Genomic DNA, 13,974 nt, shown 5'->3' with positions numbered 1-13,974 from the left:
CCTCGCAAGGGGCGGATAACTCAACGGAGTGAATATGAGCGTATTACGTTCGTTATTAACTGCTGGGGTGCTGGCGTCAGGCCTGTTCTGGAGCCTGTGCGGGAATGCCGCGACCCCCACGCCACAGGAATCGGATCAACGCTTTACGGTCACCCAACAGCGTAATCCGGATGCCGCCTGTCTGGATTGTCACAAGCCGGACACCGAAGGCATGCATGGTAAACATGCCGAAGTCATCAACCCAAATAATAAACTGCCGGTTACCTGCACCAACTGTCACGGCCAGCCGTCACCCAATCACCGCGAAGGGGTGAAGGATGTGATGCGCTTTAATGAGCCGATGTACAACGTGGAGCAGCAGAACAGCGTCTGTATGTCCTGTCACCTGCCTGATCAGTTGCAAAAAGCGTTCTGGCCGCACGATGTCCACGTGACGAAAGTAGCGTGTGCCAGCTGTCACTCACTGCATCCGAAGCAAGACACGATGCAGACGCTAAGCGATAAAGGACGGATTAAGATTTGCGTCGATTGCCACAGCGATCAGCGTAACAATCCAAACTTTAATCCGGCGTCGATTCCCTTGCTTAAGGAGCATCCATGAGTTGCTCTCGTCGCCAGTTTATCACCGGCGTCGGCGCGCTGGTGGCTGTTAGCGGGACGGCGGGACGCGTCGTGGCGAAGACGTTAAACATTAACGGCGTGCGTTACGGCATGATACATGATGAATCATTATGCATCGGCTGTACCGCCTGCATGGATGCCTGTCGGGAAGTGAACAGCGTGCCGGAAGGCGTATCGCGTCTGACGATTATTCGCAGCGAGCCGCTGGGGACGTTTCCTGATGTGAAGTACCGCTTCTTCCGCCATTCGTGCCAGCACTGCGATCACGCCCCCTGTGTTGACGTCTGCCCGACGGGGGCATCGTATCGCGATGCTGCCACCGGCATTGTGGATGTGAACCCGGATCTGTGCGTCGGTTGCCAGTATTGCATCGCCGCCTGCCCGTATCGTGTGCGCTTTATTCATCCGGTCAACAAAACGGCAGATAAGTGCGACTTCTGCCGTAAAACCAACCTGAAAGCGGGCAAGCAGCCTGCTTGCGTTGAGTCATGTCCGACGAAAGCGCTGACGTTTGGTAATCTGGACGATCCCAACAGCGAGGTCTCTCGTCTGTTACACCAGAAAAATACCTACCGTTACAAGCTGGCGTTAGGCACCAAACCGAAGGTCTACCGCGTTCCCTTTAAATACGGGGAGGTGAGTCAATGACACCCGCTTCTGCATTCCATTTTGAATCACTGGTGTGGGACTGGCCCATCGCCATCTATCTGTTCCTGATCGGTATTTCCGCCGGACTGGTGACGCTGTCGGTATTGCTTCGACGGCTGCATCCGGAAGCGGGCGGTTCAGACAGTACGTTACTGCGTACCACGCTGGTACTCGGGCCGGGAGCGATTATTCTCGGCCTGCTGATCCTGGTCTTGCACCTGACGCGTCCATGGACCTTCTGGAAACTGATGTTCCACTACAGCTTCACCTCGGTGATGTCGATGGGGGTCATGCTATTCCAGTTGTATATGGTGGTGCTGGTGCTGTGGCTGGCAAAAATCTTTGATAAAGAGGTTATTGCCCTGCAACAGCGCTTCGTGCCTCGTCTGACGATCGTGCCAAAACTGCTGGCGCTGATCGCGCCGTTCCATCGTCTGCTGGAAACAGTGATGCTGGTGCTGGCGGTGCTGCTCGGGGCCTACACAGGGTTCCTGCTGTCGGCGCTGAAATCCTATCCGTTCCTGAATAACCCGATCTTGCCAGTGCTGTTCCTGTTTTCCGGGATCTCGTCCGGTGCGGCGGTGGCGCTGATCGCCATGGCATTGCGCCATCGCGGTAACCCGCACACCACCGAGGCGCATTTTGTACACCGCATGGAAACCCCGGTAGTGTGGCTGGAAATCTTCCTGCTGGCGGCGTTCTTTATCGGGCTGGCGCTGGGCGATGACGGCAAAATGCGCGCGCTGGTTGCGGCGTTGGGCGGTGGTTTCTGGACCTGGTGGTTCTGGCTGGGCGTGGCCGGGTTGGGGCTGATCCTGCCGATGCTGCTGAAACCGTGGGCGAATCGCAGCCCGACGTTTCACGGTGTGCTGGCAGTGTGTGGTGCCAGCCTGACCGGCGTGCTGCTGCTGCGCTTTTTCATTCTGTATGCAGGGCAACTGACGGTTGCGTAGGGCAAGGTGATTTCTGGACGTACTCCTTCCTGAAGCCGGTTTTCTGGCATTGTTGTTAAGTCTCGGGGTCAACGTGTTGACCCCGCTTGCCGTGCTGACGGGCGTACGTCAGCGCTGGCAGGGCGTTATGCGTCTGGCCTGCGTGGGCGTGTGGACGCAGTTTGCGCTGCTGTTGCTGGCCTTTGCCATTCTGGTGTTCTGTTTCCTGACCAGTGATTTCTCCGTTGTTTACGTAGCTCAGCACAGCTATAGCCTGCTGCCGTGGGGATTAAAGCTGGCGGCGGTGTGGGGTGGTCATGAAGGATCGCTGCTACTGTGGGTGCTGTTTCTTTCTGCCTGGAGCGCACTGTTCGCCTGGCGCTCCAGGCGTGAGCCGGACGCGCTATTTCCGTTAACCCTCTGTGTCTTGTCAATGATGACCGCGTCATTGCTGCTGTTCGTGGTGGTGTGGTCCGATCCGTTCGTACGCATCTTCCCGCCGGCAATTGAAGGGCGCGACCTGAACCCGATGCTGCAACACCTGGGGCTGATTCTGCATCCACCGCTGCTGTATCTGGGCTACGGTGGGCTGATGGTGGCGGCCGGCGTGGCGCTGGCTTCGCTGCTGCGCGGCGGCTTTAACGCGCGGACTGCCTGGGTGTGCTGGCGCTGGGCGCTGCCCGGCTGGTGCGCCCTGACGCTTGGGATCATCCTTGGTTCCTGGTGGGCTTATTGTGAACTGGGCTGGGGCGGCTGGTGGTTCTGGGACCCGGTAGAAAACGCTTCCTTATTACCCTGGCTTTCCGCCAGTGCGTTACTGCATAGCCTGTATGTCTCACGGCAGCGTGGAGGTTTCCCGCACTGGTCGCTGCTGCTGGCGATTGTCACGCTGATTTTATCGCTGTTGGGCACGCTGATTGTGCGTTCCGGCATACTGGTTTCTGTTCATGCCTTTGCGCTGGACAACGTCCGCGCTGCGCCGCTGTTTGCGCTGTTTACCGTGTTAAGCCTGGCATCGCTCGGTCTGTATGCCTGGCGGGCGCGGGACGTCGGTCACACGGTACGTTTTGGCGGCTGGTCGCGTGAGATGATGATTCTGGTCGCGCTGCTGCTGTTTTGCGCGGTGCTGCTTATCGTGTTGATTGGCACGCTGTATCCGATGATTTACGGCCTGTTTGGTTGGGGACGACTCTCCGTTGGCGCGCCTTACTTCAACCGTGCAACGCTGCCGTTTGGCCTGCTGATGCTGGTGGTCATCGTGATAGCGACGATCAGAAGCCGGAAGGTGCCGCTGCGAAGCCAGCTTCCGGCGCTGCTGGCGCATGCTGGCGTGCTGGTTTTTGCTGCAGGGATCGTGTTCTCCAGCGGGAGCCGCCAGGAAGTGAGCCTGAATCTGAGTCCTGGGCAGCAGGTTGAACTGGCAGGCTATGTTTTCCGCTTTGAGCACCTCTCTCTGGAAGCAAAAGGAAACTACACCAGTGAAAAGGCGCTGATTACGCTCTGGCAGGATGAGAAACGCATCGGCAGCCTGCAGCCCGAAAGACGCTTCTATTCCGCGCGTCGCCAGCAAATGATGGAGCCGGGTATCCGTTGGAACCTGCTGCACGACTGGTACGCGGTGATCGGCGAAAAAACCGGACCGGAGCGCTATGCCATGCGCTTGTACGTGCAAAGTGGTGTGCGTTGGGTTTGGGGCGGAGGGCTGCTGATGGTATTCGGCGCGCTGCTCAGCGGCTGGCGGGGGAGAAAGCGCGATGCGTAAATTAATCACAGCGTTGCCGGATGGCGGCGTAAACGCCTTATCCGGCCTACAGGGTACGCAAACCGTAGGCCGGATAAGCGCAGCGCCATCCGGCAGAAAGTTTTTACTCTTAACGATCGTCTTGTTTTTCATCACTTTCGCTACGCATGCCCAGGTTGTCGACACCTGGCGTTTTGACAACCCGCAACAGCAGGAAAAAGCGCTGTCTATTGCCAGCCAGTTGCGCTGCCCACAGTGCCAGAATCAAAACTTACTGGAATCCAATGCGCCGGTGGCGGTCAGTATGCGTCATCAGGTGTATAGCATGGTGGCAGAGGGCAAAAGTGAACATGAGATCACCACGTGGATGACCGATCGTTACGGTGATTTCGTCCGCTATAACCCGCCGCTCAATAAGCAGACGCTGTTGTTGTGGGCACTGCCGTGCCTGTTATTGCTGCTGGTGGGCGTGATTATCTGGCGGGTGAGAACGCATCAGCGCGTAGAAGAGGATGAACGATGAGTCAGCCTGAATGTTGTGCACCGTTGCGTCCGATGCCGGTAAAACGCCTGGCCGCTATAGCTGTGCTGATGGTGATTGCCTGCACGGGAGGGTATTTGTTGTCGCCAAAATGGCAGGCGGTCCAGCAGGAGCAGGCGCGACTGGCTGACCCGTTACATGCGTTTTCTGATGAAAATATGCAGGAAAAACAGCTGCTTTCGCTGCAGTCAAAAATACGTGCCAACCCGCAAGACAGCACGCAATGGGCGCAACTGGGTGAGTATTATCTTTGGCAAAACGCGTATCATAATGCGCTACTGGCCTATGAGCAGGCGCTGCGTTTGCGCGGTGAAAACGCCGAGATCTATTCGGCACTGGCGACGGTGCTGTACTATCAGTCCGGGCAGCATATGACGCCGCAAACCCGTGAGATGATTGAGAAATCGCTGGCGCTGGACCCGACAGAAGTTACCGCGCTGATGCTGCTGGCTGCTGATGCGTTTATGCAGGCCGACTATGCACAGGCTATTTTGCAGTGGCAAAAAGTTCTCGATTTAAACTCGCCGAGGGTGGATCGTGCTCAGTTGATTGACTCAATCAATATGGCGAAATTGCTGCAGAATCGACAAAAATAATTTTTGTTTTTTTGTGATTTGCGTCGTTTTTGCTGTGCAAAAAAACAGCAGTTGAACAAATTAGCGAAAAAAACGCACAGTCATAATTCTTCATTTTTTATCAAATGAATATTCTTTTATAACAAAAAGTTATTCATGATGACCCGCATAAACTCGCGTTTTTATGCATAAAATCAGCTAAAGGCCCTGTTCTTAAAGGGTTGCGCTGAATGCCATGCAAATGATAATGATAATAAGCGTTAAAAAATTCCATAAACGAACGCAACACAATTCATACCCTTTCAGTATGTACTATTCCCATAGGTTATATGTGAAATAGCGCTCCATCGAGGAAGTCCGTTGTTATGAAAAATTTGAAAGTCAGCCTGGCCTGGCAGATTTTGATCGCCATGGTGCTGGGCATTTTGCTGGGGAGTTACCTGCATTATCACAGTGACAGCCGCGAATGGCTGGTAGTTAACCTGCTGTCTCCGGCAGGGGATATCTTTATCCACCTGATCAAAATGATTGTTGTGCCGATAGTTATCTCCACGTTGATCGTCGGTATTGCCGGGGTCGGTGATGCCAAACAGCTGGGTCGTATTGGCGCCAAAACCATTATCTATTTCGAAGTGATCACCACCGTGGCAATTATCCTCGGCATCACGCTGGCGAATGTGTTCCAGCCTGGTACCGGTGTCGATATGTCGCAGCTGGCGACCGTGGATATTTCGAAATATCAAAGTACAACCGCAGAAGTGCAGAGCCACGCGCATGGCCTGATGGGTACGATTTTGTCACTGGTGCCGACCAACATCGTTGCGTCGATGGCGAAAGGCGACATGCTGCCGATTATCTTCTTCTCGGTACTGTTTGGTCTGGGCCTGTCTTCACTGCCGGCCACTCACCGCGAACCGCTGGTGACCGTGTTCCGTTCCATCTCTGAAACAATGTTTAAAGTGACGCACATGGTGATGCGTTATGCGCCGGTCGGTGTCTTTGCGCTGATCGCCGTCACCGTGGCGAACTTCGGTTTTGCCTCCCTGTGGCCGCTGGCGAAGCTGGTGCTGCTGGTGCATTTCGCCATCCTGTTCTTCGCGCTGGTGGTGCTCGGTATCGTGGCGCGCGTGTGCGGTTTGAGCATCTGGATCCTGATTCGTATCCTGAAAGACGAACTGATTCTGGCCTACTCTACCGCCAGCTCTGAGAGCGTGCTACCGCGTATTATTGAGAAGATGGAAGCCTATGGTGCACCGGCCTCCATCACCAGTTTTGTGGTGCCGACCGGGTATTCGTTCAACCTTGACGGTTCGACGCTGTACCAGAGTATCGCCGCGATTTTTATCGCCCAGCTGTACGGCATTGACCTGTCGTTGTGGCAGGAAATCGTACTGGTGCTGACGCTGATGGTGACCTCGAAAGGGATCGCGGGTGTGCCGGGCGTGTCGTTTGTGGTGCTGTTGGCTACGCTGGGTAGCGTAGGTATTCCGCTGGAAGGTCTGGCATTTATCGCCGGTGTTGACCGTATCCTCGACATGGCGCGTACTGCGCTGAACGTGGTGGGTAACGCGTTGGCGGTACTGGTTATCGCCAAGTGGGAACACAAATTTGACCGTAAAAAAGCGCTGGCCTATGAGCGCGAAGTATTGGGCAAATTTGATAAGACCGCCGTGTAGGCCGGATAAGGCAACGCCGCCATCCGGCAACCCGCTCTGGATTGCCGGATGGCGCTATGCTTATCAGGCAATCCACCTTCACTACCCGTTCGTTAACTTATCAAACTCTTCGCAGCCGGTATCAAACCCTTCCGTACAGCTCAGATTCAACCAGTGCAGCGCCTTCTGTTTATTTTTTTCAATAAAACCCTGCTCACCGTTTAAGAACATCATCCCGGCCCAGTACTCGGAATACCCGGTACGCGAAATGGCCGAGCTGCGTTTGAAATACCAGGTGGCTTTGTCATCGTCTGCGGGAATGCCTACGCCGTTGGCGTAAATCAGGCCGAGCAGCATCTGCGCATCAACGGCTGAGTCGCTCTCCAGATTCTCCGAGGCGTTTTGTAACAGCGTAATGGCTTTGGGGTAATCGGTATGCCCCGCCTGGGTATTGACCAGGATACGTGCCAGTGTAATTTCGCCGCTCTTACTGCCCGCCTGGGCCGCTTTTTCAGCCAGCGTTTTGGCTTGCGGATAATCCAGACTGACTGGATTGGTAATTTTAATTTGTGCCAACAGAGCCCAGGCGTCCGAATCGCCATTGTCGGCAGCCTTTTGCGCCCAGTATTCGGCTTTACTCAAATCGCCTGAACTAAACCAGGTATCGGCGAGAAAGTATTGTGCGCGTCTGTCTCCAGCCTCTGCGGCCTTCAGGAACTGGCTACCTGGTTCTTCGGCATGGGCAAAACATGTCAATAACACCATCAAGGCGAAAAGTCGTTTCATCTTATTTTTAGATTTAGAGTAGGGAACGAACAGTATAGAGAGATTATTTGCATAAAAAAACGGCCTCCGAATGGAGACCGTTGTAAGGAAAATGCCTGATGGCGATGCCAATGCATCTTATCAGGCCTACAGTGGAAACAGGTCGTAGGCCGGATAAGGCATTCATGCCGCCATCCGGCAGATCAGCCCATCGCGCTTTCGCGCAGACTGGCTTTTAGCTTGGTGTACTCATCAATCACATACTGCTCGGCAGCACGCTGATCGGCAATGCGCTCAACGTTGACGGCACAGTACTTGTACTCTGGCGTTTTGGTAATCGGACTCAGGTTCTCGGTGACCAGTTCATTACAGGCCCCAATCCACCACTGGTAGGTCATATAAATCGCGCCTTTGTTCGGGCGATCGCTGACTGCTGCACGCGTGATGACACGACCTTTGCGCGAGTTAACCCACACCAGCTCTTCATCCTGAATACCCAGACGTTCAGCATCGGCGGTGTTGATCTGGGCGTAGCCCGGTTCATCCGCTAATGCCGCCAGCGCCGCACAGTTGCCGGTCATTGAACGGCAAGAGTAGTGGCCGACTTCGCGCACCGTCGACAGGACCATCGGGTACTCGTCGGTCAGCTTGTCGATTGGCGCAACCCAGTCGCAGGTAAAGAACTGTGCCAGACCGTTCGGGGTGTCAAACTTCTCTTTGAAGAGGTAAGACGTGCCCTGATCGGCATCCGAGGTGTCGCGACAAGGCCACTGGATATAGCCCAGTTCGCCCATCTTCTCGTAGGTGGCGCCGTAGAAATCCGGGCACAGGCCGCGCAACTCATCCCAGATTTCCTGGGTGTTGTTGTAGTGCATCGGGTAGCCCATACGGGTAGCAATTTCACTGATAATCTGCCAGTCCGTTTTCAGATCCCACTTCGGCTCAACCGCTTTAAAGAAGCGCTGGAAGCCACGGTCAGCCGCAGAGTAGACGCCTTCATGCTCACCCCATGACGTAGACGGTAAAATAACGTCTGCGGCAGCGGCGGTTTTGGTCATGAAGATATCCTGCACGATGACCAGTTCCAGATCCGCAAAACCTTTGCGCACTGCGGAGAGTTCAGCATCGGTCTGTAATGGATCTTCACCCATAATGTACGCCGCGCGCACTTCGCCATGCGCCGCACGGTGCGGCAGCTCGCTGATGCGGTAGCCGGTATGGGCAGGCAGGCTTTCTACGCCCCAGGCTTTAGCAAACTTCTCGCGGTTTTCCGGGAACTTAACGTACTGATAGCCCGGATAGGTATCCGGCAGCGCACCCATGTCGCACGCGCCCTGAACGTTGTTCTGGCCACGAACCGGGTTAACGCCCACGCTTGGCTTACCGAGGTTGCCGGTCAGCATGGCGAGGCTGGTCAGTGAACGCACGGTTTCCACGCCCTGATAGAACTGGGTCACGCCCATGCCCCACAGGATAGCCGCGCTTTTTGCCGATGCATACATACGTGCAGCCTGACGAATTTCCTGTGCGCTCACGCCAGTAATGTCTTCGACGGACTCCGGCGTATAGCCTTCGACGATCTTGCTGTACTCTTCGAAGCCTTCCGTACGTGAGGCCACGAACGCCTGGTCGTACAGTTTTTCTTCGATGATGACATGACCCATAGCGTTGAGCAGCGCGATATTCGAGCCGTTTCTTAACGCTATGTGCATGTCGGCAATGCGCGCGGTTTCAATTTTGCGCGGATCACAGACGATAATTTTCGCCCCGTTACGTTTAGCGTTAATCACGTGATTCGCCACGATAGGGTGGGAATCCGCCGGGTTGTACCCGAAAATAAACACTAAATCGGTGTTATCAATTTCGTTAATCGCATTACTCATTGCGCCGTTACCGACCGATTGGTGCAGACCTGCAACCGAAGGGCCGTGTCAGACGCGAGCGCAGCAGTCAACGTTATTGGTACCAATAACGGCGCGTGCGAATTTTTGCATTACATAGTTGGTTTCATTACCCGTTCCGCGAGATGAACCGGTCGTCTGAATAGCATCCGGGCCATACTTCGCTTTGATGGCGCTCAGGCGAGTTGCCACGTAATCCAGCGCTTCATCCCAGGAAACAGATTCCAGTTTGCCGCCACGTTGGCGACGGATCATTGGGGTTTTCAGGCGAGGGGTTAGGATCTGGGTATCGTTGATAAAATCCCAGCCATAATAGCCCTTCAGACACAGGGTACCCTGGTTGGTTTTCCCCTGCGCCGCCTCAGCCCGGACGATTTTGCCGTTATCGACCACCAGGTTGATTTTGCAACCTGATGCGCAATATGGGCAAACCGTGACGACTTTTTTCATCGGTCTCGCTCCAGTTAATCAAATCGCGCATACGCGCTTGTCGTTTTTGTTATGCATCTTTTATGCCATGTTTTTAGCAGGGGCATTGGCCGATAATACGGGCATCATTTGAGCAAAACCCTGACGAAAAACAGGCTGTCGTCATATTTGACGTGACGAATCCTACAAGTGTGACGGCCCGGCAGTGTGACCGGGGCTATGTTTCCCGCACGTCCTTGTGCCTTATCGCTGTCACTCTGTGCAGAATCATTCACACTCATTTGAGTTGGCGCGAGATGGGGAAAAACAATGAAGCCGGCGATACTGGTTGTGGATGATGACGTAACAATCTGCGCACTCCTGGAGGATGTGCTGAGCGAACACGTCTTTGCCGTGACGACCTGTCATACCGGACAGGCGGCGTTGCGCTGCATTGAGACTCAGCCGGATATTGCGCTGGTTTTACTGGATATGGTGCTGCCCGACACCAACGGCCTGATGGTGCTGCAACAGGTGCAAAAGATGAGGCCTGGCCTGCCGGTAGTAATGCTCACAGGAATGGGTAGTGAGTCGGATGTGGTGGTCGGGCTGGAAATGGGCGCTGATGATTACATCGGTAAACCGTTCAATGCGCGGGTGCTGGTGGCGCGGGTTAAGGCGGTGCTCAGACGCGTAGGCGTGCTCACGCCTGAAGGCTCGGGTGCGCAAACCACCGGGCTTTCCTTTAATGGCTGGCATCTGGATACCGCGGGCTGCCAGTTGCGTAATCCCCAGCAGTTGAAAGTCGACCTGACGCAGGGTGAATACAACCTGCTGCTGGCGTTGGCACAAAATGCCCGGCGGGTGCTGAGCCGCGAGCAGCTGCTGGAACTGACGCGCAGCGATAGCGTCGAGGTGTTTGATCGCACCATCGACGTGTTAATCATGCGACTGCGGCGCAAAATAGAAGCCAACCCGCATCAGCCTATGCTGATTAAAACCCTGCGCGGGTTGGGATACGTGTTTGCCGCTGACGTCCAGCATCACGAAAAAGCGGCGTGATCGTGTGCAGTTGCCGGATGCGGCGTAAACGCCTTATCCAGCCTACAAAAGCGATAATGGCTACGTAGGCCTGATAAGCGCAGCGCATCAGGCATCAGCCATCCCAGCTTTTAACTCTGCCAGCGTTTTCGCGCCGTCGATGGCATTGGCGCACAGCAAACTGGCCCGCGCGCAGGCGTGCGCCAGCCGGATACTCCCTTCCAGCGACCAGTGCTCATGGCAGCCGTACAAAAATCCGGCGCAAAATGCATCCCCCGCACCGACGCTGCCGACGATCTCCTCCTGCGCCAGATACTGCGAAGGGATCCATGTGCCGTCTCGATCCGGCGTTTCGCCCCAGGCGCCTTCCGGGCAGTGGATCACCACCCGCTGGCGCACGCCCGCGTCCAGCAGCTCACGTGCAGCGCTGGCGATGTGCGGGATATGCAGCTCACCGTTAGGCTGGCGGATCGCCAGCCCGCTGAATTCCCCGGCCTCCAGCTCGTTGATCACCAGATAATCGAGATGACGGAGCGCTGGCATTACCAGCGGCTGATAGCGCGGATCGCCCTTGCGCGACACCAGGTCCAGCGATGTTTCAAACCCGTTATCGCGCATTTGCGCCAGTAGCCGAGCGCTGCGCGTGCCAAAGGTATCATCCGGCTTGTCCAGGCTGTCGAGCAGCAGCAGATAGCCGAGATGGAAAATTTTCATCGTGCTATCAAGCTGCTCAAAGGCGGGAAGATCCAGCAGCCGGTTTGCGCCGGGAGAATGAAAAAAAGTGCGCTGGCCGCTCGGGTCGGTCATCACCTGCGACATCGAGGTGGGGGCGGACGTGGTGCGCTGCACGTGCTGGCGATTCACGTGATACTGCTCGAGCATCGCCATAATGTAGTCGCCATCGCTGTCCTGACCGATCAATCCCACCGCCTGCAGCGGCAGCCCGGTGTGCATTTTCGCCAGCGTCAGCAGCACGTTCAGAGGCGCACCGCCGGTAGCGCGTTCGCTGTGGGTGATCTCCGCCAGCCAACCGCATTCCGGCCACTGCACAATTTGATGCACATGATCGACCAGCATGTTGCCTGCGGCGATAATGCCTCTGCGTTCCATCAGGCCTGCCCCGCGCTGCCAAAGATGCGCATCTGTTCGGAGACGGTATCGGTAATGGCCTCTTCGATACCCAACAGCAGCTCAGCAAATTCGTCGTACAGCGGCTGGCGGTTGTTCATCCGCGACTCCACCGCCGCCAGCGCCGCCTGTGACATACCGGTATAGAAGTTGATTTTGTGGATGCCAAGCTCGATGGCGCGACGGAAATCGTCGTCGCTAATGCCGGAGCCGCCGTGCAGTACCAGCGGGATTGCCGCCTGCTGTCGAATGGCGTCCAGCCGCGGGAAGTCGAGTTTGGGGTCGCCTTTGTACTTGCCGTGGGCATTGCCAATGGCGACGGCTAAGGCATCAATGCCGGTTCTGTCGACGAAATCCCGTGCCAGCATCGGGTCGGTAAACAGCGACTCGTCGGCATGGCCGTACAGCGCTCCGCCTTCATCGCCGCCGACGGCCCCCAGCTCTGCTTCCACCGACACGCCGACGGCGTGGCACATCTTCACCACCTCGCGGGTCTGGCGAATATTCTCCTCGTACTCCAGCGTAGAACCATCGAACATCACCGAGCTGAAGCCTAAGCGCAGCGCCCGCACCACCGACTCAAAATGCAGGCCGTGATCGAGGTTAAGCACCACCGGAATGTCATGGCGTGCGGCTTCGAACTTTACCGCTTCGACCAGAGAATCCAGCGAGATATATTTAAAATGCACTTCGGCAATGTTGATAATAAATGGCGATCGTTCCTGCTTCGCGGCGGCAAACAGCGCACGCAGGAAGTGCGAATCCAGAACGTTAAACGCGCCTAAGGCATAGCGGTGCTCGCGGGCATGGGCGAGGCCATCGGCGAGGGAAATCAACGGCATAATGCGCTCCTTGGTTAGCGGAACAGGCGATATTCGTTACACAACACCAGCAGCGCCGGTTCGTCTTCTTCAATGTCGTTATAGCGGGCGATGGGTTGCAGGAAATGGTTATCGTGATCGTCGTCGTTAACCGAAGAAACTTCGCCAACCAGCACGTCGCCAAACCCTTCTTCGGCCCAGAAGCTATGATACAGACCGGGCGTCAGGCAGATGCTTTCCCCTGGCGTCAGGCGCAGCTGGCTGCCCGCTGCGTGCATTTGCCGGCAGCCGTCAATCACTACGCTGACGTCGCTGTCTTCCGTTTGTTCTCTGACTCCGGCGTTCCACAGTTCCACAATCAAATTACCGCCGCCGCGATTGATAATGTCTTCGCGTTTGCGCCAGTGAAAATGCATGGGCGTCACCTGGCCATCGCGGACGTGCATGATTTTTTCGGCGTAGCATTTCTCATAGGGCATGCCTTTTGGTGAACCATTACGCAGGGTAAACAGCGTTAAGCCCAGGGCGGCAAAGTTATCACCGCCGAATGCGGTGACGTCCCAGCCGAGTTTGAGGTCAAAGACTTCACTCCAGGCTCCGGCGTCGAGTTTGCGCCATTGGGTGGGTGGGAAGCTGGCGAAGGGTGGGAGATGCACGTCGTGCAAGGAAAAAAACTGGCGCGTGTGACCCAGAATCTCATTTATTGCGGAGCGTTTCATCGATTCTCCTGTGGCTGATAAGATGACCTCTCAGTGGCCCTCTCTCAGGGGGAGAGGGAGAAAATCAACAGCTTTCCCATGGGAGACATGGGCACAATCCAGTTAGCTCTCCCTTCGCAAAAGAATAGGGAATAGTTATATTTTATTGTGTTTTTTATGATTGTATGTGATTTATTCGATAAAATAATAAATTAAAGAAATTATTTTTAAAATATGATTGTAAATCATTGAGTTAATGTTTTGCCGTTTGTGGGGGAATCCTTGTCTTCTGGGGTTGTTTGGAGAGAAGGCAGATCGTGTCCGCGCGGTAATAAAATGCCATGTTGTAGAATATGAATATTAAAGCGCTATCATAAATAAATATGGATTAATTGGGTGTGGTAACTTCCAATTAACACATGGATTAATGCGCCTGAATTATATTACATGTTCGATTAATAGTTGGTAATCCATTTTTTATATTTGTTTTGAGAAAAGA

11 protein-coding genes and 1 pseudogene are annotated in these 13,974 nt (G+C 55.1%); 7 read left to right on the top strand and 5 right to left on the bottom strand.

What is annotated here, in order from left to right:
- Positions 1 to 34: 34 nt before the first annotated feature.
- The 6 genes and pseudogenes from nrfB (at position 35) to gltP (ending at position 6,734) form a co-directional block, all read left to right on the top strand.
- The gene (gene nrfB / locus IB214_RS22265; RefSeq protein WP_117343595.1) at positions 35 to 601 is read left to right on the top strand and encodes a cytochrome c nitrite reductase pentaheme subunit; all 567 of its coding nucleotides are present in this window, start codon (positions 35 to 37) and stop codon (positions 599 to 601) included.
- On the top strand, positions 598 to 1,269 hold the full coding sequence (gene nrfC / locus IB214_RS22260) for a cytochrome c nitrite reductase Fe-S protein (protein ID WP_115259688.1): 672 nt from the start codon (positions 598 to 600) through the stop codon (positions 1,267 to 1,269). Before nrfB ends, nrfC begins: the two co-directional genes overlap by 4 nt.
- Positions 1,266 to 2,222, top strand: coding sequence for a cytochrome c nitrite reductase subunit NrfD (nrfD, locus tag IB214_RS22255; RefSeq protein ID WP_096758687.1), 957 nt, complete (start codon positions 1,266 to 1,268; stop codon positions 2,220 to 2,222). The genes nrfC and nrfD overlap by 4 nt, the downstream gene beginning before the upstream one ends.
- A 13-nt stretch (positions 2,223 to 2,235) precedes the next feature.
- A pseudogene (gene nrfF / locus IB214_RS22250) lies at positions 2,236 to 4,465 on the top strand (heme lyase NrfEFG subunit NrfF).
- Complete coding sequence (nrfG, locus tag IB214_RS22245) at positions 4,462 to 5,079, top strand: heme lyase NrfEFG subunit NrfG (protein WP_096758684.1); 618 nt, start codon at positions 4,462 to 4,464, stop codon at positions 5,077 to 5,079. The pseudogene nrfF and the gene nrfG overlap by 4 nt, the downstream one beginning before the upstream one ends.
- Positions 5,080 to 5,423: 344 nt before the next feature.
- On the top strand, positions 5,424 to 6,734 hold the full coding sequence (gene gltP, locus IB214_RS22240; RefSeq protein WP_096758683.1) for a glutamate/aspartate:proton symporter GltP: 1,311 nt from the start codon (positions 5,424 to 5,426) through the stop codon (positions 6,732 to 6,734).
- A gap of 81 nt (positions 6,735 to 6,815) precedes the next feature.
- Here gltP and yjcO read toward each other — a convergent pair whose 3' ends face one another.
- Positions 6,816 to 7,499 (bottom strand): Sel1 family TPR-like repeat protein YjcO, encoded by a 684-nt coding sequence (gene yjcO, locus IB214_RS22235; RefSeq protein ID WP_117343592.1) that lies wholly within the window; start codon positions 7,497 to 7,499, stop codon positions 6,816 to 6,818.
- Between the two features lie 182 nt (positions 7,500 to 7,681).
- A complete protein-coding gene (gene fdhF, locus IB214_RS22230; RefSeq protein WP_115259684.1) occupies positions 7,682 to 9,829 on the bottom strand; it encodes a formate dehydrogenase subunit alpha in 2,148 nt (715 codons plus the stop codon).
- A gap of 288 nt (positions 9,830 to 10,117) precedes the next feature.
- Here fdhF and IB214_RS22225 point away from each other — a divergent pair, with 288 nt between their 5' ends.
- Entirely contained in the window at positions 10,118 to 10,849 is a 732-nt protein-coding gene (locus tag IB214_RS22225) for a response regulator transcription factor (protein WP_117343591.1), read from the top strand.
- 87 nt (positions 10,850 to 10,936) lie between these two features.
- On the opposite strand, the gene IB214_RS22220 is transcribed toward IB214_RS22225, so the two are convergent.
- Genes IB214_RS22220 through IB214_RS22210 form a run of 3 tightly spaced genes read right to left on the bottom strand, consistent with a single transcriptional unit; the run spans position 10,937 to position 13,496 of the window.
- Positions 10,937 to 11,941 carry a carbohydrate kinase family protein gene (locus IB214_RS22220; RefSeq protein ID WP_117343590.1) on the bottom strand — a complete coding sequence of 335 codons (1,005 nt, stop codon included), beginning with the start codon at positions 11,939 to 11,941 and terminating at the stop codon, positions 10,937 to 10,939.
- Positions 11,938 to 12,798, bottom strand: coding sequence for a ketose 1,6-bisphosphate aldolase (locus tag IB214_RS22215; RefSeq protein WP_117343589.1), 861 nt, complete (start codon positions 12,796 to 12,798; stop codon positions 11,938 to 11,940). The genes IB214_RS22220 and IB214_RS22215 overlap by 4 nt, the downstream gene beginning before the upstream one ends.
- A 14-nt stretch (positions 12,799 to 12,812) precedes the next feature.
- Entirely contained in the window at positions 12,813 to 13,496 is a 684-nt protein-coding gene (locus tag IB214_RS22210; RefSeq protein WP_117343588.1) for a D-lyxose/D-mannose family sugar isomerase, read from the bottom strand.
- Positions 13,497 to 13,974 lie beyond the last annotated feature (478 nt).

Origin of the sequence: Citrobacter sp. C1, assembly GCF_014596895.2 — a bacterium.
Classification (GTDB): Bacteria; Pseudomonadota; Gammaproteobacteria; order Enterobacterales; family Enterobacteriaceae; genus Citrobacter; species Citrobacter gillenii.
The sequence above is the reverse complement of the archived record's forward strand: the minus strand, read 5'-3'. Positions and strand labels throughout refer to the sequence as shown.